Annotated in this window: 20 protein-coding genes and 1 pseudogene; 11 read left to right on the top strand and 10 right to left on the bottom strand. The window is 59.5% G+C overall.

From position 1 onward, the window contains the following. Positions 1–396 precede the first annotated feature (396 nt). A complete protein-coding gene (locus tag ACSQ3J_RS23700) occupies positions 397–2,103 on the top strand; it encodes an adenylate/guanylate cyclase domain-containing protein (protein WP_060501622.1) in 1,707 nt (568 codons plus the stop codon). 385 nt (positions 2,104–2,488) lie between these two features. On the opposite strand, the gene ACSQ3J_RS23695 is transcribed toward ACSQ3J_RS23700, so the two are convergent. Both ACSQ3J_RS23695 and ACSQ3J_RS23690 read right to left on the bottom strand, forming a co-directional pair. After that, a protein-coding gene (locus ACSQ3J_RS23695) for an IS3 family transposase (protein WP_436040469.1) occupies positions 2,489–3,702 on the bottom strand; the annotation gives its coding sequence in 2 pieces (ribosomal slippage) (positions 2,489–3,366 and positions 3,366–3,702; 1,215 coding nt in all). A 182-nt stretch (positions 3,703–3,884) separates the two neighbouring features. Then, the gene (locus tag ACSQ3J_RS23690) at positions 3,885–4,973 is read right to left on the bottom strand and encodes a nucleotidyltransferase family protein (protein ID WP_060501810.1); all 1,089 of its coding nucleotides are present in this window, start codon (positions 4,971–4,973) and stop codon (positions 3,885–3,887) included. Positions 4,974–5,567: 594 nt separating this feature from the next. On the opposite strand from ACSQ3J_RS23690, the gene ACSQ3J_RS23685 reads away from it, so the two are divergent. From ACSQ3J_RS23685 to ACSQ3J_RS23670, 4 genes and pseudogenes are all read left to right on the top strand, one after another. Next, a complete protein-coding gene (locus ACSQ3J_RS23685; RefSeq protein ID WP_280140004.1) occupies positions 5,568–5,873 on the top strand; it encodes a Fic family protein in 306 nt (101 codons plus the stop codon). After that, complete coding sequence (locus ACSQ3J_RS23680; RefSeq protein WP_436040533.1) at positions 5,861–6,118, top strand: Fic family protein; 258 nt, start codon at positions 5,861–5,863, stop codon at positions 6,116–6,118. Before ACSQ3J_RS23685 ends, ACSQ3J_RS23680 begins: the two co-directional genes overlap by 13 nt. 7 nt (positions 6,119–6,125) lie before the next feature. Beyond that, a complete protein-coding gene (locus ACSQ3J_RS23675) occupies positions 6,126–6,341 on the top strand; it encodes a DUF977 family protein (protein ID WP_244481842.1) in 216 nt (71 codons plus the stop codon). A gap of 120 nt (positions 6,342–6,461) precedes the next feature. After that, positions 6,462–7,622: pseudogene (locus ACSQ3J_RS23670) on the top strand (IS110 family transposase). A 466-nt stretch (positions 7,623–8,088) separates the two neighbouring features. Here ACSQ3J_RS23670 and ACSQ3J_RS23665 read toward each other — a convergent pair. The 4 genes from ACSQ3J_RS23665 to ACSQ3J_RS23650 form a co-directional block, all read right to left on the bottom strand. Further along, positions 8,089–9,240, bottom strand: a complete 1,152-nt coding sequence (locus ACSQ3J_RS23665; RefSeq protein WP_436040468.1) for a fumarylacetoacetate hydrolase family protein — start codon at positions 9,238–9,240, stop codon at positions 8,089–8,091. A 96-nt stretch (positions 9,241–9,336) separates the two neighbouring features. Continuing rightward, positions 9,337–10,107 carry an enoyl-CoA hydratase/isomerase family protein gene (locus ACSQ3J_RS23660; RefSeq protein WP_436040467.1) on the bottom strand — a complete coding sequence of 257 codons (771 nt, stop codon included), beginning with the start codon at positions 10,105–10,107 and terminating at the stop codon, positions 9,337–9,339. A gap of 9 nt (positions 10,108–10,116) precedes the next feature. Beyond that, complete coding sequence (locus tag ACSQ3J_RS23655) at positions 10,117–11,265, bottom strand: hypothetical protein (RefSeq protein WP_060501619.1); 1,149 nt, start codon at positions 11,263–11,265, stop codon at positions 10,117–10,119. A 2-nt stretch (positions 11,266–11,267) separates the two neighbouring features. Continuing rightward, on the bottom strand, positions 11,268–12,461 hold the full coding sequence (locus ACSQ3J_RS23650) for a CaiB/BaiF CoA transferase family protein (RefSeq protein ID WP_436040466.1): 1,194 nt from the start codon (positions 12,459–12,461) through the stop codon (positions 11,268–11,270). Positions 12,462–12,698: 237 nt separating this feature from the next. Between ACSQ3J_RS23650 and ACSQ3J_RS23645 the strand changes: the two genes are divergently transcribed. The 6 genes from ACSQ3J_RS23645 to ACSQ3J_RS23620 all read left to right on the top strand — a co-directional run bounded on the left by ACSQ3J_RS23645 (position 12,699) and on the right by ACSQ3J_RS23620 (position 18,611). After that, complete coding sequence (locus tag ACSQ3J_RS23645; protein ID WP_060501615.1) at positions 12,699–13,895, top strand: substrate-binding domain-containing protein; 1,197 nt, start codon at positions 12,699–12,701, stop codon at positions 13,893–13,895. An 84-nt stretch (positions 13,896–13,979) separates the two neighbouring features. Next, complete coding sequence (locus ACSQ3J_RS23640; protein ID WP_082511938.1) at positions 13,980–14,810, top strand: ATP-binding cassette domain-containing protein; 831 nt, start codon at positions 13,980–13,982, stop codon at positions 14,808–14,810. Next, positions 14,800–15,561, top strand: coding sequence for an ATP-binding cassette domain-containing protein (locus ACSQ3J_RS23635; protein WP_436040465.1), 762 nt, complete (start codon positions 14,800–14,802; stop codon positions 15,559–15,561). Before ACSQ3J_RS23640 ends, ACSQ3J_RS23635 begins: the two co-directional genes overlap by 11 nt. Continuing rightward, the gene (locus ACSQ3J_RS23630) at positions 15,558–16,535 is read left to right on the top strand and encodes an ABC transporter permease (protein ID WP_082511927.1); all 978 of its coding nucleotides are present in this window, start codon (positions 15,558–15,560) and stop codon (positions 16,533–16,535) included. The genes ACSQ3J_RS23635 and ACSQ3J_RS23630 overlap by 4 nt, the downstream gene beginning before the upstream one ends. Then, on the top strand, positions 16,532–17,488 hold the full coding sequence (locus tag ACSQ3J_RS23625; RefSeq protein ID WP_060501610.1) for an ABC transporter permease: 957 nt from the start codon (positions 16,532–16,534) through the stop codon (positions 17,486–17,488). Before ACSQ3J_RS23630 ends, ACSQ3J_RS23625 begins: the two co-directional genes overlap by 4 nt. Positions 17,489–17,498: 10 nt before the next feature. Further along, entirely contained in the window at positions 17,499–18,611 is a 1,113-nt protein-coding gene (locus tag ACSQ3J_RS23620) for a M24 family metallopeptidase (protein ID WP_060501608.1), read from the top strand. Positions 18,612–18,617: 6 nt separating this feature from the next. Here ACSQ3J_RS23620 and ACSQ3J_RS23615 read toward each other — a convergent pair whose 3' ends face one another. From ACSQ3J_RS23615 to ACSQ3J_RS23600, 4 genes are read right to left on the bottom strand one after another with little or no spacing between them, the layout of a single operon-like run. After that, positions 18,618–19,607, bottom strand: a complete 990-nt coding sequence (locus ACSQ3J_RS23615; protein WP_112834712.1) for a LacI family DNA-binding transcriptional regulator — start codon at positions 19,605–19,607, stop codon at positions 18,618–18,620. A gap of 53 nt (positions 19,608–19,660) precedes the next feature. Next, positions 19,661–20,752 (bottom strand): lactonase family protein, encoded by a 1,092-nt coding sequence (locus tag ACSQ3J_RS23610; RefSeq protein ID WP_060501604.1) that lies wholly within the window; start codon positions 20,750–20,752, stop codon positions 19,661–19,663. A 57-nt stretch (positions 20,753–20,809) separates the two neighbouring features. Further along, positions 20,810–21,607, bottom strand: coding sequence for an SDR family NAD(P)-dependent oxidoreductase (locus ACSQ3J_RS23605; protein WP_060501603.1), 798 nt, complete (start codon positions 21,605–21,607; stop codon positions 20,810–20,812). Continuing rightward, positions 21,607–22,785 carry an aldose 1-epimerase family protein gene (locus tag ACSQ3J_RS23600; protein WP_436040532.1) on the bottom strand — a complete coding sequence of 393 codons (1,179 nt, stop codon included), beginning with the start codon at positions 22,783–22,785 and terminating at the stop codon, positions 21,607–21,609. The genes ACSQ3J_RS23605 and ACSQ3J_RS23600 overlap by 1 nt, the downstream gene beginning before the upstream one ends. Positions 22,786–22,800 lie beyond the last annotated feature (15 nt).

The raw sequence follows: 22,800 nt of genomic DNA, 5'->3' as shown, positions 1-22,800 counted from the left end.
ACGTTTCATTCTACTTCTCCAATCAAATTGGCCACCCTTCGAAACCGGCTCCGGAAGAGATCAATTCGTACAATAATCGTTGGAAATTTTCGAAATGCGCGGTCGCAATAATTTGCGATAGTCAGGATAGATCACTTTCGCTACCTCCTACCTTCCTGAATTCTTTTGTTAGTGGCGAAGATTGTACCGAGAGCACTGCAAGTTCCAGGGCATCCTCTATGTCCACCCAAGATACCGGACTGTGTTCCTCGATCTTCGTGTGTCCGAACAGAATCTGGATCACACGAAGATTGCCCGTCGCGAGGTGGAGGTCGCTTGGGCATTCCACTTAGCACTGGTTGACTTACCCGAGGTTGAATAATAATTTTCTAATTCAGTCGTTAGGCTTATCCTCATATGACGGACCGATCTCTTCATCGTCGCCTTGCCGCCATCGTCGTGATCGATGTGGTGGGATATGCGCGTCTAATGGAGGCAGATGAGTTCACAACGCTGGCGAATCTCAAGGAACTCCGTTCCGGCGTTATCGAGCCGGCTGTGAAGCGCCACAACGGTCGTATCTTCAAGGTCGTGGGCGACGGATTTCTAGTCGAATTCGGCAGCGCGGTGGACGCGGTCGTAGCATCGTTGGAAATGCAACGGGCCATCAGCGCTGTTGAAACTTCCGGAGACCGGCGCCTGCTTTTGCGGGTCGGCGTCAATCTGGGAGATGTCATTGACGACGGTTTGGACGTCCTCGGCGACGGCGTCAATGTCGCGGCGCGCCTCGAAACTCAGGCCGCACCGGGCGGCATCTGCATTTCAGACAAAGTTCACAGCGAGATCGTCGGCAAGATCGGCGACCGGTTCTTCGATGCAGGCGAACGCTACCTGAAGAACCTCACGCGCCCGGTCCACGTGTGGCATTGGCCGGATGCACTGCAGAGCACATTGCCGCTGCCCGAATGTCCCTCGATCGCTGTGTTGCCGTTCACGAATATGAGCGGGGATGAAGCGGATGCGCCTTTCGTCGACGGCTTGACCGAGGACCTAATCACAGACCTTTCCCGCACGGCTGGCCTCTTTGTCATCGCGCGCAATTCCGTGTCCGGCTACAAGGACAAGCCGCTCGACATACGGCTGGTCGCCCAGGAACTCGGTGTCCGCTATGTCCTCGAGGGAAGCGCCAGACGCGCAACGGGCCGGGTCCGCATCAATGCCCAATTGATCGACGCGCTTGGCGGCCAGCACTTGTGGGCCGACCGGTTCGACAGGACGGTGGAAGATGTTTTCGAACTGCAAGACGAAGTTAACGCCAAGATTGTTGAAGCCCTCGTCGGCCGGCTGATCGTCCCGACGCATCGCAATCGGCCGAAGAACATCGAGGCTTACGATCTGTGTGTGCGTGCTCGTCTCCTGACAGAAGAGTCGCCGCAAACCGGCCGTGAGGCCTACATCTTGCTCCAACGCGCGGTTCAGCTCGAGCCATCATATGCCGAGGCACTCGGTCTGCTCGCCTATAACCGTTGGCTCGCCTGGACTCATTTCGGAGAGCCCGAAGATCCCCATCGTCGGATGGCGGTGACGTTCGCGCAGAAGTCGGTCGGGCTGGATCCAAACGATGCCGGCTGCCGTTACGTCCTGGGCACCATTTTGGCTTATGAGCGGCGATGGGGGGAATCGGAAGCCGCCTTCGCCAAGTCCCTGGAACTAGATCCCAACCACGCCGATACCTGGGCGGCCATGTCGGACATGTCCGTGCTGGATGGCAGGGTTGCCGACGGACTGGCGCAGATCGAAAAAGCTCTACGGCTCAATCCCTATCCAGCCTGCTGGTATCTTTGTCATCTTGGGCAGGCGCAATACGCCGCAGGTGACTATAAGGCGGCAACCGAGACCCTCCGCAGGGAAGACACGTATCGTACCAACTCACGCAAATTCCTGGCCGCTGCGCTTGCGCAGGGAGGGCACCGTGAGGAGGCACGGCGAGAGGCGGAATTGTTTCTGATCGCTCACCCTCATTTCACGATCGGCCATTGGCTCAGCTCCCAGCCGCTGCGTGATGCATCTGTACGGGACCACTTTGTCGACGGCTTCCGAAAGGCTGGCCTTCCGGAGATGTGACAGCGGGCGGAGACAATCCCGACCCGTTCGAGGACTTGATCGAGAGACATGCGCTACACGTGAACGGCGGTGCGGATCGCAGTGCGACAAAACGCGTCATTCAGCCGGAGTCTCGCATGACTTTCCGCTGCACGGCCACGCATCATGGTAGTGCTGAACCCTTCATCAGAAGAAAGACCATGTTTTGTGAAACATTCAAGCAGCTTCGATGAGACAAAGCGGCAACGTCGCTTACTTCCGCTATCGGCGGCACAAACATGCCATTTCCGTGATACCAAATAATGTCTGCTTTCGGGCGGGTGCAAAGTCTCCTGTTACGGCCGGAATGAGGGCGCGAATCTGCCATGGCTTTGTGGAGTGCCCCCCATTTCGCCGGACAGATCAACTATTGAGACAATGCTTTGATGAACTCCCTCGGGGAGGCCATTTTCAGCGCTGAGTGTGGATGGATTTCGTTGTAGTCCTCGATCCATCCGTCGATCTTCCGGAGAGCTGTTTCGGCGTCCGGAATGGGTGAGATGCGTATATAGTCCCGCTTCAGGGTTTTGACGAAAGCCTCCGACATGCCGTTCGATTGTGGGCTGGCAACGGGCGTGAAGCATGGGATCAGGTTAAGGGCTTGAGCAAACAGCCTTGTCTCCCTCGCGGTGTAGGCACTGCCGTTATCGGACAGATGTTCGATAGCATGCGGAGCGCTGGTTGCGCCGAAGCGTTTCTCGACAGCCTCCAACATCATGTCTCGGATGTCGCAACCGGATATCCCGGCATTGGCGACGGCTGCCCATGAGATAATTTCTCGATCAAACGCATCGATGATGAATGCCAGGCGGATCACCTCGCCATTCCAGCAGGTGAATTCAAGACCGTCCGAGCACCAGCGAAGGTTCGACCGCATCACCATGACCTTGCCGTCGTGGACACGGCCTATTCGCACCGCCGTATGTTTCTCAAGGATCATGGCGTGATTGGCCATGATGCGGTGGACCCGCTTGCGATTGACGGGCGGCTGATCGGCGGCTCGCCGCTGCCTGTTGAGAAGGGCAGCGATCCGCCGATAGCCGTAGGTCGGCCGAGCATCCACGAGCCTGCGAATGGCAGGCAGCAACTCAGCATCATCCGCTTTGAGGTATGATCCACGCGGCTTGGACTTGCCCTTGAGACGCTCAGCGAGATTGGAACGTGACACGCCCAGAACATCTGCCACCGTCTTCATCGGGAACCGTCCTTCGGCAACAAGATCGGCCGCGATATCGGTTTTTTTGAGTGGGCTTTGGAAAGGGCTTCGCGGAGAATCTCGTTCTCCAACGTCTTGCGCCCGAGGATGCGCTCAAGCTCGCGCACTCGATCTTCCAGCTTCTTCACCTCGGAATTGCCGATCACCGGCTCGTCGGAATCCACGGCCACCGCACCTCCCTCGCTCAGGAGCCTACGCCAGCGATACAGAAGATTTGGCGCAACTCCATGCCGCCGAGCCGCAGAGGAAACGGTCTCCCCTTGGGCGTAGCTTTCCTCGATGATCTGCAGTTTGCGTTCGGTTGTCCAGCGTCGCCGCCGGACGTCACCGATCATCAGGTCAACCTGTCGAAACTCGTTAGACATAAGCTTATCCTCAAGCCTGTGCTTGAGCCTTTCTGCTTATGCTGAGTGTCCGGTCGAAAGTGGGGGCAGTTCACTTTGCTCATCTCAGCTCTTGAATGGAATCGAACTCTCGGCACCCTGTTTGTCTTCGCGAGTTTGATTCAAATCAGCTACTTGGCTTTCGAAGCGGAGGCAGCCTATACTCAAAACGGGAGCTCAATGGCTTCGCGGTTTTTCTTTGCTCCCTCGACCAGGACCGTCTTGAACCGCTCGGCATCTTGTACCGGCAGCATTCCTGCCCCGGTTCGAACGGCTTCCTGCCAAGCAGGCCCGCGCTCCCACGCTTCGTTGTAGACGAGTGCCAAGTCGGCAGACCGCCTCGTCAGCTGCAGGGCTTCAAAGAGCAGCGCAGCTTGACGAACGTCCTTCTCTCGCTTCGCTGGCCCCTGCCCGTCAGTGTGCCGACGGCTGGCGACTATGAGCTTGTGGATCGCATAGCGGGACGGATCAGGGACGACGACTGGGACACCACTTCGGTGGAGCAGCATTGTCCTGACGGGCTCCCTGATGAGGAAATCGAGAAAGCGTAGGGGATCCGCGCTGGCGCCGCCGAGGGCGGGCATCTTCGCCGGCTGGTCGATGTAGTCGTCCGAACCACGGTACGACGTCAGGAATTCAACCCTGTAGCCGTCGGCATTCTGAAACGCCGACGAAGTTGCGGAGCCAGATCGATGTGGAACTGGCCGGAAGCTGGCGTCGACGCTCTGCAGCAGCTCAACAATCGAAGGCAGGCTGTCTTCTACCTCCCGACTGATGGCATAGTCCTGGGCAATGTCCGCATCGCCGGTCAAGATTGCAGCCATGGGAAGGCGGACGCCCAGCAGTCCTGAATAGCACTGAAAGGCCACCGTGCCGATAAGAACGCCCCGGAGCCGGAAAAGACCGCCGTCGGCAAGAGCCTCAACGATGTCGCCCGACATGGCATCGGAAGCGACCATCCCGCCTTCGCGGGTCAGCGTGTTGACCATGCGCCTGCGGGCGCGTAGATCGTCCTTGTCCCGCTTATGATCAGCTACGCGCTGCGCAATATCCGGATCGTCAGCAGGACCGACGTAACGGCGTTTCGTACCACCATGTCCATCCGGGATGTCGAAGTACCAGTACTTGCGCCCCTTGATGTTCGCCGGAGTAAACCGACCCTCCGAGGGAAAATCAGCAGTCCAAGCGGCGTCGAGCGAGCGCTGGCCTAGCTCGGCCAGCATCGTCTGATACATGAGGTCGATTGACTTCATAAGCTCGACTCCGGCGTTATACTGTTTTTGAAAAACAGTATAACCATCGAGACGGTAATCAGCAAGATGGAATGCTGGCTCTATCGCCTTGACCGGAGTCGAACCTACGACCGCGCTATTGTTTCGCGTCGATCTCATCCGGACTTTCCGGAACGTCAGAGACTTAGAAATCACAGTCCTCGATCTCGTTCGCGAATGCCTCGCCAACCACATGAGGAGACCGTCTCGAGTTTTTGAAATCTTTCCTCGCAAATCTTCTCGCTGGTGGAAATTGGATGGAAACGGATGAATAAATGGCGCAAAACAGCGCTTCAGGAATTGGATGGGAATGGATGAAAGAATCGAATTTCTAAACACGGAGGCCATCCGGATCACGCCCGAAATCCTGTCGCTGATCGCCGAAATTGACGAATTCAAAGGTGCCTGGCGAGCGATCGGCCGGATCGCGCCTGAGCGGTTGTCCAGCCTGAAGCGTGTCGCCACGATCGAAAGCATCGGTTCCTCCACCGAGAGGTCGAAAAGCTGCTGGCAAACATTCGCCCGGGGTCGTTTACAACACGCGACGAGCAAGAGGTCGCCAGCTATACGGAGGTGATGGAGACCATCTTCAGTGCTTACGAAGCTATCTCGTTCACCGAGAATCATATCCGTCAGCTTCACCGCGACCTTCTTGCGCATTCGATAAGGGATGAGAGGCATCGCGGCGCCTACAAAACCCTCTCCAACAACGTGGAAGCGTTTAACGAGCACGGCGATAGCCTCGGCATCGGTTTCGAAACGGCATCGCCGTTCGATACGCCGCGTCGAATGGAAGAACTGATCGCCTGGCTGGATGAGCAGGGCGTGAAAAACGGCTCCATCGACTTTTGGTCGTCGCCATCTTCGTTGTGTTTTTCCTAGAAATCCACCCATTTCAGGATGGTAATGGCCACCTATCACGTATTCTAACTACCTTGCTGCTCCTGCGGGCCGGTTATGCTTACGTCCCTTATAGCTCGCTCGAAAGCATCATCGAACAAAGCAAGGAGAGTTATTACATCTCGCTTCGCCGTACGCAGGGAACGATCCGCAGCGACGAGCCTGATTGGAATCCCTGGATCGAATTCTTTTTTAAGAGCCCTGCATCGGCAGAAGGCCCGGCTTGAGAAGAAAATGGAGCGCGAGCGTATTATCCTCGCCGACATGCCGGAATTATCCGCCGCATTGCTCGAGTTGGCGCGCGAGCACGGGCGGATCACGGTCGCGGAGGCTGCCCGGGTCACCCATGCAAGCCGTCATACTATCAAGGATCATTTTAAGGCACTCGTGGATCAAGGGCACCTCGTTCTGCACGGTGCCGGTCGCGGTGCCTGGTACGGTCTCTCCTGATGAACGGGTGTCAGGCCCATCTGAATAGGTATGCTCTTGAGATCCCATCAGGGGTGAGTAGCGGCCTGCACCGTGGCAGAGTGAGGTCGCTAGAAAACTCTCTGGAGGCCAATCACGCCGATAACAGCAGATCAAACTCAAGCGCAGACCACTACCCCCGTCGATCTTGGCGCAATATTCGTTTCGTTGGAATTGAGTGAATCGACGTGGCTGGTGACAGCTCTGTCACCTGGCAGCGAAAGAATGTCCCGCCACTCCTTTACCGGAAGGGAGATTGCCGGCTTGTTCGCATGCTTTGCAGCGCTTCGTCAGAAAGCCACTCGGCGAAAGAACATACTTTACCCACTGGTAGTGATCCAGGAGGCCGGGCTGGATGCCTTCTGGCTGGGACGAGTGCTCTGCAAGGAAGCTTGGATCGAGAGCCACATTGTAGAAGCCGCATCAATTGCCATGCCGCGCCGGCATCGCCGGGCGAAGACCGACCGCATCGACGGCGAAACGCTGATCGGCGCATTGATGGCATGCAAACGTGGCGAGCCTCGCGCGTGCTCAATGGTCAAACTTCTCTCACCCGAGGAAGACGACAATCGACGGATTAGACGGGAGCGGAAAACTCTGATTGCGGAACGTGTCTTCCACATCAACCGCATAAAGGGGCTGCTCTTCACGCAAGGAATTCGGAATTACCAACCTGTCAATCGAGATCGCCGCCAACGTCTGGAAGAACTTCGGACTGGCGTTGGTCGGCCACTCTCAAAGCATTTGAAAGGGGAAATCTGCAGAGAACTCGATCGCCTCGAATTGTTGCTCACACAATCAAGGCTGTTGAAGCCGAGCGAGATGCCTTGATCGTTCAGGAGACGCCGGAAACGCCGAAAGAGGCGACCGCGCTTTTAGGCATCAAAGGAATAAGCCCAGAGTTCGCTGCGATACTTTACACGGAAGGCTTGTTCCGACACTTCGACAATCGGCGGCAAATCGCATCCTATGCCGGCCTTGCGCCCTCCCCTTGACAAAGCGGCAACGTCAATCGCGAACAAGGGGTCTGGAAAGCGGGAAATCCGCGATTGCGGGCAACGATGGTCCAACCTCGCCTGGCTATGGCTGCGCCACCAACCGAGATCGACTTTAACGCTATGGTTGAAGGAACGCATCGCGCGGAACGCCGGCCGCTTAAAGACGCCGATGATCGTTGCGCTCGCGCGTAAACTGCTCGTGGCCCTTTGGAAGTATGTGAGCTCGGGCGGCGTCATCGAAGGTGCAATCATGAAAACCGCCTGAAAGACAAACTGCTGCGAAACACAGTTTCTAATCCCCAGGGCCTGATCAGCCCTGACGGATTCAGGTGAACGGACCGGGAATCCTTTTGGCTTTCAACGCCGACCTTGAGTTTGGTCCCGTTCTCATGAGCCCGTGCCGGTCGAAAGCGGGATAATGGTGCAGCCGCGTGAGAGCGGCGACCGGATGTGAGGTTGTATAGGCCCGAGAACCGGGCCGGTAATTGCTATGGGCTCAGACCTTGGATCCGCCTACAAAGGAGAAATTCGATGCCACTTGAATGAACAATTGACAAAAATCCTGGTGTGAAGGGATACGAACTCACGACCCCTGCTTCCGGGTAAAGCGTTAACATCGTTAAACGGTCGACATAACAGAATTATGGAACTCGACTGGGTATTCGCGCCCGAATACTTCACTGCGGCAGAGCTACCCCCGCTCATTTCCAACCGTCGCTGCATCGGAAAATTTAAATCAACCGACGAACCGCCAAGTTTCGCATCAGATGTGATGCTCCAAAAACCCACGGCGGGCATTCGGTGGAAAGTTTGACCTGATTGACGAGAGCACCTAACTGGCTGTTCGAGATCGTCACCACGTCGCCCACGTTATGCGTAAACCCCTGCCCAAGAGCATTGCGGTCTTCAACCGGGGCGAAAAGCGTGCCCAGGAAAAGCACGAAGCCATCCGGATATTGATGATGCCGGCCACGCGTCTGCGCCACCAGATCGAGAGGATCGCGGCTGATTTCCTTCATCGAGCTCTTGCCACGCAGCACGAACCCATCCTCGCCCTCGACGACGAGGTCGAGTTCTGCATTGCGAACGTCATTGATCGAATACGTGTCGTCGAACAGACGTATGAAGGGGCCGATCGAGCAGGACGCATTGTTGTCCTTGGCTTTGCCCAGTAGAAGCGCAGAGCGTCCTTCCACGTCGCGAAGATTAACATCGTTGCCGAGCGTCGCGCCCTTTACCTGGCCTTGGCTGTCAACCGCAAGTACGATCTCCGGCTCGGGATTGTTCCATTTAGAAATAGGGTGAAGCCCGACTGCAGCACCGACTCCGACCGACGACATCACCTGCGACTTGGTGAAGACCTCAGCGTCCGGGCCGATACCGACTTCAAGGTACTGCGACCACAATCCTTCCTCGATCAGGGCTGCCTTGACCTTCTGGGCAGCTTCGGAACCCGCTTTCAGGTCGCGAAGGCTCGCACCAATGATCTGCGAGATCTTTCCCCGGATTTCCGCAGCCCGCTGCGGACTTCCAGCGGCGCGCTCTTCGATCACGCGCTCGATCATCGACCGGGCGAAAGTAACGCCACAAGCCTTGATCGCCTGAAGATCGATGGGAGCAAGAAGATGCGATTGGGAAAGGTCTGCTTCGCGGATGGCCAGCATCTCTTCGAGCGAACCAATATCCGCACCTTTCATGCCGCGTACAAAGAATGCCGGATTTTCGCGCTCGAGCAGATCACGTATCGTCGCGTTTTCCTGGGAGGTAATGTCATAGACACGGCCGTCGCGGATCGTAACTACGACCGGGCCCTTTGCCTCCGCAGACCAAACGCGTCCGACGAAAGTCCCCGTCTCAAAACTCGAAATTCCGCTCATCTTCATCAATTCTCCCTGAAAGCCGGTATCAATATCTTGTCTTGGGTCATGTCTTCGCGGTCGAGCGTACCAACAGGTCGATCCTCGCGGTCATGCTCACGCTTAACGTCGAAGGAAGACTGGTGGACGCTTTTCCTTGAAGGCCTGGCGACCCTCCCTCGCATCCGCGGTCGCAAAGCATATCGTCTGGAGATCCCGTTCGTATTCGACGGCCTTGTCATGCGGCATCGAGACGGCGGCTTTAAGATTGAGCTTGGCTGTTTCCGCTGCGATAGGCGCCCGGGCGGCAATCGTCTCGGCGATGGCACGGGCGCGCGGCAGAAGCTCCTCAATCCCCACGACTTCGCTGACGAGGCCCCACTGCAGCGCCTTTTCGGCAGAGATCGGATCCCCGGTCATGATCATCATCGCGGCATTTGACATGCCGATAGAGTGGGCGAGCCCCGCCGCCATGCCGCCGCCGCCGATCCAGCCGAGCTTGATCTCCGGGGCCGCGAACTGCGCGTTTTCAGAGGCGATGCGGATATCGCAGGCCATGGCCGTTTCAAGGCCTCCGCCAAATGCGTAGCCGTTCACGGCGGCGATCGTCGGCTTCAGCGACGCATGAAAAGCGTCGCAATAGTCCGGCCGATTGCGAAATTGCCACGGCGTCTCATAGGTATCGAGTTCGCGGATATCGGAGCCGGCGCAAAACGCGCGCTCCCCTGCTCCCGTCAGAATGACGCAGCGGATCGTGTCGCTGTCGTTACATTCCTTGACTGCCGCGACGATGGCATCCGCCATCTCCGGCGTCACAGCATTAAGCTTGGCCGGGCGGTTCAAGGTGATCGTCGCGATCGCGCCATCCACCTCGAATGTGATCTCTTCCGTCATGATCTTCTCCTATCGCTCTTCGCCGGCCCGACGGTGGGCCTGATAGAGGTCCTGCAGGCGGTTCAGCACGCTGGACGCATCGGCCCGGGTTTCGAACGCCTCGCGTAAAAGCGCCGACGCCTTGCTTTGAAAGGCGATGTAGCCATCATGGCGCGGCCGCACATACGCCTGCTCCAGGGTGACGGCGGTGTTTTCGTAAAAGCTGCCCCAGCGGGCATTCACGCCGACATCGTGCCACGCTTCGCGGCGTGACGGCTGCCCCTCATGAGCGGGAATGAACCCGATCTGCGCTTCTCGGCCCATCAGCCAGAGCAGATGCGCCTTCAGTTCCGGCGTCGGCTCGCAACGCCTGGAGATGCCGATGCCGGTTCCGCCGAGCGTCGAGCCCGGACGGCCGCCTGCGATGCGGCGCGGCGCATTTGCAAACGTGATGGCCTGTCCTTCCACCGGCGCCGCATAATTCACGTACCCGTAGACGAGCGGGCAAAGAACGACATCGCTCTCCTGCGCCATATGCCCGAGAATACCGATCGGATTTTTGGCAAGGACCGAGCGAGGGCTATGGGAGGCAAGCTCGGCCATGAGCGCATAGACAGCCCGGCCCGTGTCTGCGGAAACCAGCACGTCCGGATCGGCCTCGGCCGGTGGCTCGCCGAAAGCGGCTGCGATCGACAGGAAGCTCAGCGCCGCATGCGGCCCGGCCAGCGACAGCGCCACCTTGCCGGTCTGGCGCGAAAGATCGAGTACGGCATCCCAGGTTTCCGGTGCGCCACCCTCAACATGATCGGCGCGCAGCGCCATAACCTGGGTCGCGGCATCGAGCGGAAGCGCCCAATGTTGTCCGGCGTACCGATAGCTCGACAGCGACGGCCCGATGCTGTCGACACTGAGCGTCTGCAAGACATCCTCGCCGAAAACGCTTTCGAGCGAGCGCAGGCAATCGCCGCCGACGGCTTCGCCGACATGCGGATGGTCGAGCACGACGAGGTCGTAGCGGGCACAAAGATCGGCGATCGGATGGGATTCGAAACCTTCGAGCGGCTGCTTGTCCCACTGGATATCCAGACCGGCGGCGATCACATCCTCGCGCCTTGCAGCGGCGGCAAGCGCGGTGTAGCCGCGCGGGTGGTCCCAGGTCAGTGCCTTGATCGTCGTCATGATCAGAGACTTCCCTTGGCGATGGCGCCGGCTGCGATCAGCGATGAAATCGTCGCTTCGTCGTAACCGGCCTCCCGCAACACCTCTTCCGTGTGCTGGCCAGTGACAGGCGCACCGCGCTCGACGGTGGAAGGCGTCTTTGAGAACTTGATCGGGAAACCGGGCGTCTTCACCTTGCCTTCCGTCGGATGCTCGTATTCGACGAAGGTGCCGTTGTGTCTCACCTGCTCGTCTTCAACGAGGTCGGCGTAACCATAGACCGGGCCGCACCAGATATCGGCTGCCCGCAGCAATTCCAGCCATTCGGCCGATGTCTTGACCTTCAGCCTGTCGCGGGTCTTGGCGAAGATTTCATCGCGCCGCTTCCAGGTATCGATCTCGTCGTCCATCGTCAGGAAGCTGTCTTCGCCGATAACCTCGCCGAGCGTCTTCAGCTTCGGGAACGCGACGATGATGAAGCCGTCGCTGGTCGCGAATGCCCCGTAAGGCGCGCGGATGTAGACATGGGCATGCGGCTCGGCAGAGCGCTGCTGCAGCTTCTTGCCGACCGTGAAGACCGAGAGTTCCTGCATCTGGATCGTGGTGATCGCATCCAGCATGTTGACCTGCACGAGCTGTCCTTCGCCGGTACGCTCACGGTGGAACAGGGCGGCAAGCGCGCCTTCGAAGGCGGTGTATGCCGTGATCGCATCAACCAGGTACTGGCCCGCAGCCGTTGGCGCCTCACCCTCGCGTCCCGCCGACAGCATCGCGCCGGACAGGCCCTGCAGCACGAGATCCTGTCCCGGACGGTTTACATACGGACCATCCTCGCCGTAACCGGACATGGACACGTAGATCAGACGCGGGTTGATCTTTGAGAGGCTTTCGTAATCGACGCCAAGACGCTTTGCGACGCCGGGACGGTAGTTCTGCAGGAAGACGTCGGCCGATTTCACCAGATCGAGCAGGACTTGCTTGCCGCCCTCGGATTTCAGATCGACGGCAAGTGAGCGCTTGTTCCGGTTCAGCGAGAGGAAGGAGACGTTCACGCGATTGCCTGTTGCACCGCCGGCCGCGACATGGCGCTGCCATTCTCCGGTTGTCGGCTCGACCTTGATCACGTCTGCGCCGAGATCCCCGAGCCTTTGGGCTGCAAAGGGGCCGGCCATGGCAATTGAGCAGTCCAACACCCTGATACCCGACAAGATACCCATAGAAATCGTCCTTCGAATGTCCGTTCACGTTGGCCGCGAACATATCGACAAAATTCGATTTGTCCAGAGTGAGCGCTAATCATTCTGTTGCTGCATTGCGGCACTACGAAGCCTTTTGGCGTGATTCACGTGATTTATGGGTTAGCGCTAACTTTTACGTTGACCATCGCGATCCTGATGAATAAGAAATTCACTAGTAAACCAGAGCGGCACGGGAGGCCGCGGAGGAGAAAATCCATGAACAGACTTGAATCCGGCCCCGGCCTGACCCTGCTTGCGGCTGCCCTGCTTTCATCTACCGCGTTTCCGGCCTATGCAGACGCCCGTTCCGACGCGATGCAGGCGCTGCCGGAGAATGCGCGCGCCCTTTATACGGAAGCCGTCGATGTCGGCCCCGCGCAGTTTGCCGACTTCAAGGCGCCGGCCAAGCCATGGCGCTGGTGCCATTCGGAATCCTACATGGGCAATCCGTGGCGCGTGACCTTCAACGACGAACTCGCCCGTCTCGTCAACGACGCCAAGGAAGCCGGCGACGTCTCGGAATTCATCGTTTCAGACTCCAACGGCGATACCACGCAACAGATCTCGCAGATCCGCTCGTTTATCGAAACGGGTTGCTCGGTCATCACGACCATCGCGGGCTCCTCGACAGCGCTCAATACCGTCATCGAGGATGCCTACAAGGCCGGCATTCCGGTCATCACGTCAGCCGGCGCGGTCACGACCCCGACCGCCATCAACGTGATGCATAACCAGAACCTTTGGGGATACCAGATGGGCAAGGGCATCGCGCAGGCACTGCCCAACGGCGGCACCATCCTGCAGGTCGAAGGCATCTCCGGCCATCCGCTGGTCCAGCAGGAAAATGCCGGACTGGAGAAGGCCGTTGCCGAAAGCGGCAACCTGACGGTCGCCCGCAAGGTCAGCGGCGAATGGACGGGCACCACGACGAAATCGGCTGTTCTGCAGGCGCTCGCCACGACGCCGCAGCAGATCGATGCCGTATGGTCAACCGGCTCGGAAGCCCGCTTCATTGCCGAAGCGTTCCAGCAGGCTGGCAGGCCTCTGCCGCTGATCGCAGCCTCCATCTCCGGCGATGCGCTGGGCTACTGGCACGAGAACCAGGAGGCGTTCAAGTTCTACGGCGGCGAAGTTTCGCCTCACGTCGCCGCACAGAATGCCTTCCGTGTCGCTCTTCGCGTCGTCAGCGGCCAGAAGCCGATCGTCAACACAATCATCGCTCCGATGCCGACCATTACGCAGGCCGATCTGCCGACATGGTACAAGGACTGCATGAAGCCGGACTCCGCCGCGATCTTCCCGATCCCGCCGCAGGATCCGTTCCAGGAAGACCTGTTGAACGCCTACTTCACCAACGGCGAAGCAACTCCGCTTTATGACTTCTCCAAGGTTCCGGCGTCCTGCACCAAGTAACCCGAACGGAAACGACCGCTGCCGATCTTCGGCAGCGGCTCATCGATCGATGCGCCCGCCAGAAGGCTGACATGAATGCATGAGATGACAAAGACGCAGGGTGAAAAGACGGCTGGCCCGTCGCGCATCCATCGCGTCGTGATAGACAACAGTGGCGCATTTCCTCCGCTGCGGACAGAACCGGTCGGACTGAAGACCGTTGGCCTGACCAAGCGATACGGCGAAACACTGGCTCTCAGCGATGCCTCCGTCGATTTCCGTCCGGGAATTCACACCATTCTCGGCGAAAACGGCTCCGGCAAGAGCACTATGCTGAAAATCCTGTCCGGCGTGGTCACGCAGACCGAGGGTAGCGTGTTGCTGAACGATCGCCCGGTCACGCCCCACAGCCCGCGCGACATGCACGATCTCGGTCTTTCCACAGTGTTCCAGGAGGTGCTGATCGCACCGCACCGCACCGTGCTGGAAAACATCTTTCTCGGCTATGATGGCCCTCTGATCTGGCGCATTCCGAAGGCGAAGCGCGCGGCCCTTGCCGAAGCCCTGCTGGCGCAGATTTCACGTTTCCCCATCCCGCTTTACGCAGCCGCTGGTGAGTTGCCGCTCGCGAGCCAGCAGCTCGTCGTGCTGGCGCGTGCGTTTTTGCGCCTGCCGTCGATCCTGCTGCTCGATGAAGCAACGGCGGCGCTCGACTACGCCGACCGAGATCTCGTCTTCGATGCCATCGAGGATTATGCCGGCGCCGGCAACATCGTCATCTTCATTTCCCATCGCCTCGAAGAGGTCCGCCGCCTGTCGAACCGCGTCACGGTCCTTCGCAGCGGAAAGGTTATCGAGACGCTCGAACGTGACGACATCACTGCTCCGCGCCTCCTCAAACTCATGGCTCCGGAGGCCGCACTGCATGTCGGATGAGAACATCGTTCTGCGCTACGACAATCTTGTGCTCTCGGCCGGCAGAAAGCCGCTATCCGGCGTTATCCGCGCAGGCGAGATCGCCGGCGTTGCAGGCCTCGAAGGCCATGGTCAGGAACAGTTCCTGCTGGCTTTGGCAGGTCTCGGCCGCTCACGCGATGGCTCTGTCACCGTCGAAGGCGGCACGGCAGGTTCAGCCAGGTACAAAGACCATTACGAGGCTGCGCGCAACGGCGTTGTCTACCTGCCGCGCGACCGGCGGGCCACCGGCATCTTTCCGGTGCTATCCGTCCTCGACAATTTCGCGATCCCGTCCATGCCGCGGTTCTCGTTTGCGGGCATTCTCGATCGCAAACGCCTGAAACAGGAGCTTTCGTCTTACACCGACTTCCTGTCGATCCGTTACCCCTCGGCAGATGCTTCGATCTCGGCGCTGAGCGGCGGCAACCAGCAGAAGGTCTTGCTTGCCCGGCTGCTTGCCCTGAAACCCCGCGTGATGCTGCTCAACGACCCCACCCGAGGGGTTGATCTCAACACGCGCCTCAAGTTTTACGAAGCATTTCGCAAGCTGGCTGCGGAAAACGGTATCGCGCTCGTCATCCTGTCGAGCGAGATCGAGGAAATCCTCCAGCTCTGCCACACCGTTTCGATCTTTCGGGATTTCCAGTGCAGCAGCGTTCTCGATCGCACATCAATGACGATGGACCGCGTGATGGCAGCCATGTTCGGGCAGGAAGGAGGCCATCCATGAGTACCGCCCCCAAGACCTCAAGCAAACCTGCTTTCTGGGCGAGAAACGAAACGCGGCTTGCGGCGATCCTGTTCGTCGTCCTCATCGTGATCAACGTCGTTCTCAATCCGGTGCGCTTTTCGCCAGGCAACTGGCTGACGGTCCTCGGGCTTGCGGCGCCTTTGCTCTTGGCGACGCTGGCGACCACCTTGCCATTTCTGGCCGGGCGCGGTTCGATCGATGTTTCTGTCGGCCCCTTGATGGGGCTCATCAACGTGATCATCATCAAGGTTTTGATGGGCGATGCCGGCATTTCTTCGCCGTGGGTCATCATCCCTGCCGCCTTGCTGCTGGGGATTACGTCGGGCGTGATCAACGGATTTCTCGCGGCCGTCCTGCGCATCCAGCCGATCGTCGCGACGCTGGCGACCTATCTGATCTACAGTGGTCTTGCCCTGTCGATCCTGCCCTCGCCTTCCGGCAGCGTGCCCTCGTGGCTCGCGGATTTTGCAGGGCCGCTGTCCTTTATTCCCGTCAGCCTGATCATCGTCGCCTGGCTCCTGTTCAAGCGGCTGCCGCTCTATGACCTTTTGATGGCCGTGGGCAGTGACGACCGCACCGCCTATACGGCCGGCGTCAATGTGCCGGCCGTGCGTTTCCTCTCATATGTCTTCGGCGGCCTGATCGCCGGCATGGCGGCCTTGGCGCTGACGGCACTGATCGGTTCGGGAGATCCCAATATCGGGCCGGGCTATACGCTTATCGCCGTTGCGGCTGCGGCTCTGGGTGGCGTCAGCCTTGCCGGCGGCATCGGTGGACTAGCGGCGGCGTTTATCGGCGCAGCGGATATCTTCCTGCTGCAGAACATGCTGACATCGTTCAACGTCTCCACGTTCGTGCTGCAGGCAGCCTACGGCATCGTGCTCGTGCTGGCCGTCTGCCTGAACTCCGAAAAACTTAAGGCACGGTTCCAAATCTGGATGGAAAGCCGATGAAAACCTCCCTGACATCGAATCGCGCCCTGATCGCCTTCCTTGGCGTGGTGCTGGTTTTTCTGCTCGGCACGCTGATCATTCCCGGTTTCGGCAGCGTGTTTTCCGTCCGTGCCATGCTTATTTTGGCGTCGTTGCTCGCTATTGCCGCTCTCGGCCAAACACTGGTCATGATCCTTGGCGGTATCGACCTGTCGATCCCCTTCGTCATCGGCTTTGCCAATGTCGTTTTCGCCAGCCTTTACGGCAGCGGCACGCCGGCTCTCGTAGCGTTGCTGATCGTGATCGTGCTTGCCGCCTGCATCGGCGCCATCTCCGGCGGTCTGTCGGCCGCCTTGTCAATCCATCCGTTGATCGTCACGCTCGGTGTCGGCACCTTGGTTCAGGCCGGCGTGCAGATGTGGACGCGCGGCTTGCCGACCGGGTCGGCTCCGCCCTTCGTCAACGAGTTCGTGTCACTAGGCGGCACGATCGGGCCATTGCCTTTCCCCTGGCTCATCCCGTTCACGCTGATGCTGACGCTCGGCTGCTCTTTCGTGCTGCAGCGAACGGTGTATGGCCGTCGCCTCTATGCTCTGGGCTCCAATCTGAAGGCGGCCGAACTCGCTCTTGTACGGCCCGTCTCCATGTGGATGACGACTTTCGCTCTCAGTGCGGTGTTTGCGGCATTCGCCGGGATTCTACTTCTCGGTTTCACCGGCTCCTCCAGCGCCACCGTCGGCACGCCTTATCTCTTCCAAACGGTCTCGGCTGTCGTAATTGGCGGCACGGCGCTGATTGGCGGACGCGGCGGTTTCCCCGGCACAGTTGCGGGCGCCATCGTGCTGGTGGAATTGCGCACGCTGCTGATTGGCCTCGGCCTTTCCGAAGCCCTCGTCCAGTCGGCGCTTGGTCTTCTGATCCTGGCTCTTGTCGCTGCCTATGGCCGCGATCAGCATATTCGCAACCTAATCTGAGGAGGTATCAATGGAGGAACGGCTCGCTAAGACCATCGCTGCCATCAAGGAATCGGGAGCCGACTGGGGCCTCTTCACCAGCCCGGATGGTATCGCCTATGCACTGGGCCATGTCTGCGGCATCGAGGCGGGGCCTTCCCCCTTTGCAGGTGGCCCCAGCCTCGGCATTGTCGGCACGAGCGGCGAAACCGCCCTGCTCATCACCAACCTTGAGATGGAGACGGCAAGCTGGGCAGATACCATCGTCACCTACACAGGCTTCTCCTACCAGGAGCCGACCGACATCTTCGAGAACTACCTGACGGAAACGAAAGCGCTCCTCGCCCGTTTCGGCGTCGGTGGGCGCATTGCCGTCGAACGACACGCTTTACCCGCGTCGATCGCCAGCCTGCTTGACGGGAGCGTCGCGCTTCCAATCGAACCGGCATTTCGCCGGCAACGGGCCATCAAGACAGCAACCGAAATCGGCCTGTTGCGCGAAGCGGCCCTGACAGCATCCGCCGGACAGAAGGCATTTCTGGCCAGCACCCGTGCCGGCATGCGCGAGCTTGAGGTTTTTGCGGCGATCCGGCTGGCGATGGAAACCCGTGCAGGCGTGCGCCTACCGATGACCGGCGATCTGATCTCCGGGCGGGAGCGCACCTCCCGGTTCATGGGCTGGCCCGACAACCGCATCATCGAGACTGGCGACCCACTGATCTGCGATCTTGCGCCGCGTGTGGCGGGCTATTGGGGCGATAGTTGCGCCTCCGCCATGATCGGGCAAGCTTCGGAAGGTTTCCAAAAGCTTTTTTCGAGCGCACGCTCGGCGCTTGACCTTGCAATCGAGACGATCCGGCCCGGCCTGGTCATCGGCGACCTCGACGCGGCGCTTCAAGCCGTCATTAACAGCAATGGTTACAGCTATGCGCATCATTCCGGCCATTCGATCGGCACCGGTGTCCACGAATGGCCGCGCATCGTCGTTTACGAGCGGGAGACGCTGAAGGAGGACATGGTGATCATGGTTGAACCTACCGCTCTCGACCCGGATGTCGGCGGCGTAAGGCTGGAATATATGCTTCAGGTAACCGCGACCGGCTGCGAAATCCTAACGGATTTCGAGCATCGGCCGGACTTTTAAGCCTGATCAGCCACTATCGCGGATCATCAGCTTGAAGCCCATGTCGATCAGCGTCTCATCGGATTCGATGCCACGCATGCCTTCAAGCAGCAGGCGCCCGGCTTCACGGCCGATTTCGGCCGAGGGTACCGCCACCGTTGTCAGGGACGGGATCAGGTGGCGCGCAAGTTCGAAATCGCCGAAGCCGGTGATTGCCAGCCGTTCCGGGACTTTCAGCCCGATGCGGATGCTTTCCTGCAATGCGCCCGAAGCGATGATGTCGGACGAAAACATGACCGCATCCGCCTCCGGATACCGGGCAAGGGCCTTGCGCAGAACATCGGCACCCGACGCCATGGTCAGCGGAAGTTCCCGCGAAATGACGATGCGTGGCGTCTTGCCGGGGAAAAGCTCCTGCATGGCCTCGGAGAAACCATCCCGACGTTCTGCGGCACGACTATCCCCTTTTCGCAGGACGCCGGCGAAAACAATGTTGGTTCTGCCGGAGCGTGCAAGATGGCGGGCCATCTCGGCTATTGCCGCCGCATTGGAGAAGCCGACGAGCCGGTCTATCGGCTTGTCCGTCATATCCCAGCCTTCGACCACAGGAATGCCGGCACGCTTCAAAAGCGCGATGCTCGTGCGCGTGTGATGCGCCCCGATCAGAAACACGCCATCCGGCCGCCGGCCGAGCAGGCTGCGGATAACCTCCTCTTCCCGATCCGACTGGTAGTCGGTATTTCCAAGGAAGATCTGGTAACCTTCCCGATGAAGCACATCGGAGAAATGCTGGATGGTCTCGGCGAAAACCGAAGCCGAAAGCGTCGGGATAACGGCGGCGACCGTATTGCTCTTGTGCGACGCCAGATGGCTTGCCGCGAGATTGTGGACGTAGTGCGTCTTGCGGATCGCATCATCGATTGTCTTGCGGTTTTCAGGCGTCACCGTATCGGGAAAACGCAGCGCCCGCGATACGGTCTGCATGGAGACACCGGCCGCAGCGGCGACATCCGCCATCGTCACCCCGCCACCCTTGCGACGGCCTTTTCGCGGAGGGTGTTTCTCTGATGTCACAGGATGAAGGGCCTCACGCAGACAGGGGTGCCGATTTCGATGCGCTTGCCGCTGTCGGTGAGAATGCCCGTTTCTTCATTGCGCCTGAAGATGGCAATCGCATCGCCATTCTGGTTTGCGACCATTAGGTGTCGGCCACTCGGAGACAGCGCGAAATTTCGCGGCGTCGCGCCGCCGGATGGGACGATCTCCTGAAGGGTCAGCATGCCAGTCTCCTGATCCACGATAAAGCAGGCGATGCTATCGTCACCTCTGTTGGAACAGTAGAGAAAACGGCCATCGGGGGATAGATGGATATCCGCGGTGTGGGATTCGACGCCGGGCAGGACGGTCGGCAGGGTCTGCTCAACCGTCAACACGCCCGGTTTCCTCGATATGAAGGAGACGCTCGAACCAAGCTCGTTCGAGACATAAACAAAGCGCCCGTCTGCATGCTGCGCTACGTGCCGAGGGCCGGCGCCGGCGGGAAGTGCGACATCCGAGACGAACGACAGGACGCCATCTTCTTCCAGCCTGTATTCCGCGACACGGTCCAGACCAAGGTCAGCGATGAGAAAGCTGCCGCCTTCCGCAGTCTCCGTGACCATATGCGCATGTGGACGCTCCTGCCGGTCCACAACCGGGCCAAGTTCGCCATCTAGCCGCAGCGATGAGACGGCAGGGCCCAGACCACCATCGGCGAGGATCGGAAACACGGCGACCGATTTGTCCGGGCCGCCCGAGCCCATGGCGTAATTGGCGACAAGCACGAAGCGCCGGTCGCGCGTCACCATATTGTGGGCGGCAATGCTGCCGAGCGTCGGCTGCTTGTCGAGATAGGCGAGCGTGTTCGTCTCGCGAGAGAAGAGGAAGGCACTCACCGTGCCTTCGTGCCAGCCGAAAACTTCGGAATTGGCGTAGACCACACCGGACGCTGAATCAACCGCGAGGAATGTCGGGTTATCGACGCTGTTCGTGGTGACGAGCCTTTCGTATTCCAGGGTTGTTTCGTCAAACGCGAGTATGGTCAGCCCTTCGCCGCGCGCTCCCTGAAAATACGGTGCTTCCCTGTTGAGCGAACCGACGGCGAGATAGACCTGCTGAGCCACCCGGAGCTCCCCTGTTGGCGAATGAGACGGACGAATGGCACATTCTCGGCGATGGCGCTAGTTCATCACCCAGCCGCCGTCGACATTGAGTGTCTGGCCGGTGATGAACCCGGCCGCATCGGATGCCAGAAACATCAGCACATTAGCGATGTCGGCGGCGCTGCCGCGGCGCTTGACCGCCTGATGATCGAGCACGAAGCGGGTGTATCCTTCGGGATCGGGGTGGATCTTTTCCGCATCCGTCGGGAATGCGCCGGGAGCGACGGCGTTGACGGTGATACCATAAACGCCGAACTCGCGTGCCCAGGCGCGGGCGAGACCGATGAGCGCCCCTTTAGACTGGACATAGGGCGAAAGGTTTGCCCAGCCGCCAAAGGCGGTGACGCTGGCGATGTTGATGATGCGCCCCCAGCCTTTTTGACGCATATGCGGCAAGGCGACCTGCACGCAGACGATCCCTGCATCGACATTGATGCGCTGGACACGCTGCATTTCCTCGATCGAATAGTCTTCGAACGGTTTTGACGGGTAGATCGCAGCATTGTTAATAACGACGTCGAAGCCCCCGACTTGCCGCGCGAGCTCTTCCAGCGAACTGCGCAGCGTGGCAAGATCCGACAGATCAAGCGCCTCCAGAACAAGCCCGTTCAAGCCCTGCGTAATGGCCGCTGCTTCGAGCGTGGCATTCTTTGCCGGGTCGTTATCGATGGCCACGACCCGGGCGCCAGCCCTCAGAAACGCGAGCGTCGTCTCGACACCGAGACCGCCTGCGGCACCGGTATAGAGAATGACTTTGCCGGCAACGGACATCGCGGATTTTCCTTCTTCTGCAACGGCAGTTATCTGGACGTTCATCAGCGGCCCCCAAGGGCAACGTGATTGCCGGACGGGGCCGGATACTCTTCGCCCGGCTGCCGCGCGATCGCCGTGATTCGTGCTTCGCTGGCCGCGATGGCGGCGGCATCGCCGAGAATACGCAATGTGGTGTCGTAGCGGCGCTCCTCCCCGTGCTCCAGCCAGATCAGTTCGCCGCGATCGCGCGCCGCGCCGTGACCAAGCACATGGTTGGTCGAGGGCTCGATGCCGAGCGCATATTGCCCGGCCTGCAGGTTCTGCCACTCGTACATGCAGGGAAACTGGTCCTTGCGCGTCACGACTTCAAAACCGAGGCCCAGGCGGTCGTTGACGAGCGCGACCGGAACTTCGCCATTCGCGTCTGCCGCCATCTCGTGTTGCCAGACCTGCTCGTGAAAGCCGAGTTGTGGCGCGGGCATGGTGCGGTAGCCGACATTCTGCTTCCGGTAATCGTTGCCTGCATGGGCGGCCCAGACGACGTCCCGGAGCGGTGCAAGATACCGCGACCCTTCGCTCAAAACCGGATGCCCGACATTGATGTGATAGCAATACATATGCGGCGTGCGGTAAAAACCGCGATTGACGACCCTGTCCGAGAGACGGATGTCATTGGTGCCGACCTTGATCTCGATGCGGCGTTTCAATTCCAGGTGTTCGCCGAAAACCGTGCCCTGCGTGACGGTGCCTTCGCACCACAGATAACACTCGTCACCGTCCCACCGCTCCCCGTAACCATCGAGCTTGCCCGGAATGGTGCCGATACGGCCGTGGATCGAGTGACTGACAGTCTGCTTCGGCTTGTAGTTATAGTGATCGGCGGGTTCGTCATACATGAAAAGGATATGGTCGAGGCCGCAGGTGATCATCAGGCCGGAGAAGGATCGCATCCAGCCGAGACCGCCCTCGCTTTCATATTCATGCAGACCCGGATGGCGGAAACCGGAGGGGGAATGCCAGCCGATCGCCATGCCGCGATAGTCGCAATCCGCGATATCGAGCGCGCGATCCACCAGCACCGTAAAACGCAGGCCCGTGCCACTCCTGAACTCGAGCAGGCGAATGCCTCGCTCCAGCCCGTCGCCAAGCGTCATCAGCCGGACGCCGGCAAATTGCGAAAACGATCCTGCACTGGCGGCGAGGTCGCGCCGCGACTTCGCTTCCCCGTAAAGTTCAACCATCGTCATGTTCCTTCT

Source organism: Rhizobium sp. LjRoot98 (genome assembly GCF_964252935.1).
Taxonomy (GTDB): Bacteria; Pseudomonadota; Alphaproteobacteria; order Rhizobiales; family Rhizobiaceae; genus Pararhizobium.
The sequence above is the reverse complement of the archived record's forward strand: the minus strand, read 5'-3'. Positions and strand labels throughout refer to the sequence as shown.

Excerpts from the sequence above, each read along its gene's own strand:
- ACSQ3J_RS23615 (WP_112834712.1), bottom strand. The coding sequence starts at position 19,607 with ATGGCGGATGTCGCCGCTGCGGCCGGTGTCTCCATGCAGACCGTATCG.
- ACSQ3J_RS23645 (WP_060501615.1), top strand. The coding sequence starts at position 12,699 with ATGAACAGACTTGAATCCGGCCCCGGCCTGACCCTGCTTGCGGCTGCC.
- ACSQ3J_RS23620 (WP_060501608.1), top strand. The coding sequence starts at position 17,499 with ATGGAGGAACGGCTCGCTAAGACCATCGCTGCCATCAAGGAATCGGGA.
- ACSQ3J_RS23640 (WP_082511938.1), top strand. The coding sequence starts at position 13,980 with ATGACAAAGACGCAGGGTGAAAAGACGGCTGGCCCGTCGCGCATCCAT.
- ACSQ3J_RS23600 (WP_436040532.1), bottom strand. The coding sequence starts at position 22,785 with ATGGTTGAACTTTACGGGGAAGCGAAGTCGCGGCGCGACCTCGCCGCC.
- ACSQ3J_RS23685 (WP_280140004.1), top strand. The coding sequence starts at position 5,568 with ATGGAGACCATCTTCAGTGCTTACGAAGCTATCTCGTTCACCGAGAAT.
- ACSQ3J_RS23650 (WP_436040466.1), bottom strand. The coding sequence starts at position 12,461 with ATGGGTATCTTGTCGGGTATCAGGGTGTTGGACTGCTCAATTGCCATG.
- ACSQ3J_RS23635 (WP_436040465.1), top strand. The coding sequence starts at position 14,800 with ATGTCGGATGAGAACATCGTTCTGCGCTACGACAATCTTGTGCTCTCG.
- ACSQ3J_RS23660 (WP_436040467.1), bottom strand. The coding sequence starts at position 10,107 with ATGACGGAAGAGATCACATTCGAGGTGGATGGCGCGATCGCGACGATC.
- ACSQ3J_RS23625 (WP_060501610.1), top strand. The coding sequence starts at position 16,532 with ATGAAAACCTCCCTGACATCGAATCGCGCCCTGATCGCCTTCCTTGGC.
- ACSQ3J_RS23605 (WP_060501603.1), bottom strand. The coding sequence starts at position 21,607 with ATGAACGTCCAGATAACTGCCGTTGCAGAAGAAGGAAAATCCGCGATG.
- ACSQ3J_RS23665 (WP_436040468.1), bottom strand. The coding sequence starts at position 9,240 with ATGAAGATGAGCGGAATTTCGAGTTTTGAGACGGGGACTTTCGTCGGA.
- ACSQ3J_RS23630 (WP_082511927.1), top strand. The coding sequence starts at position 15,558 with ATGAGTACCGCCCCCAAGACCTCAAGCAAACCTGCTTTCTGGGCGAGA.
- ACSQ3J_RS23690 (WP_060501810.1), bottom strand. The coding sequence starts at position 4,973 with ATGAAGTCAATCGACCTCATGTATCAGACGATGCTGGCCGAGCTAGGC.
- ACSQ3J_RS23675 (WP_244481842.1), top strand. The coding sequence starts at position 6,126 with ATGGAGCGCGAGCGTATTATCCTCGCCGACATGCCGGAATTATCCGCC.
- ACSQ3J_RS23655 (WP_060501619.1), bottom strand. The coding sequence starts at position 11,265 with ATGACGACGATCAAGGCACTGACCTGGGACCACCCGCGCGGCTACACC.
- ACSQ3J_RS23700 (WP_060501622.1), top strand. The coding sequence starts at position 397 with ATGACGGACCGATCTCTTCATCGTCGCCTTGCCGCCATCGTCGTGATC.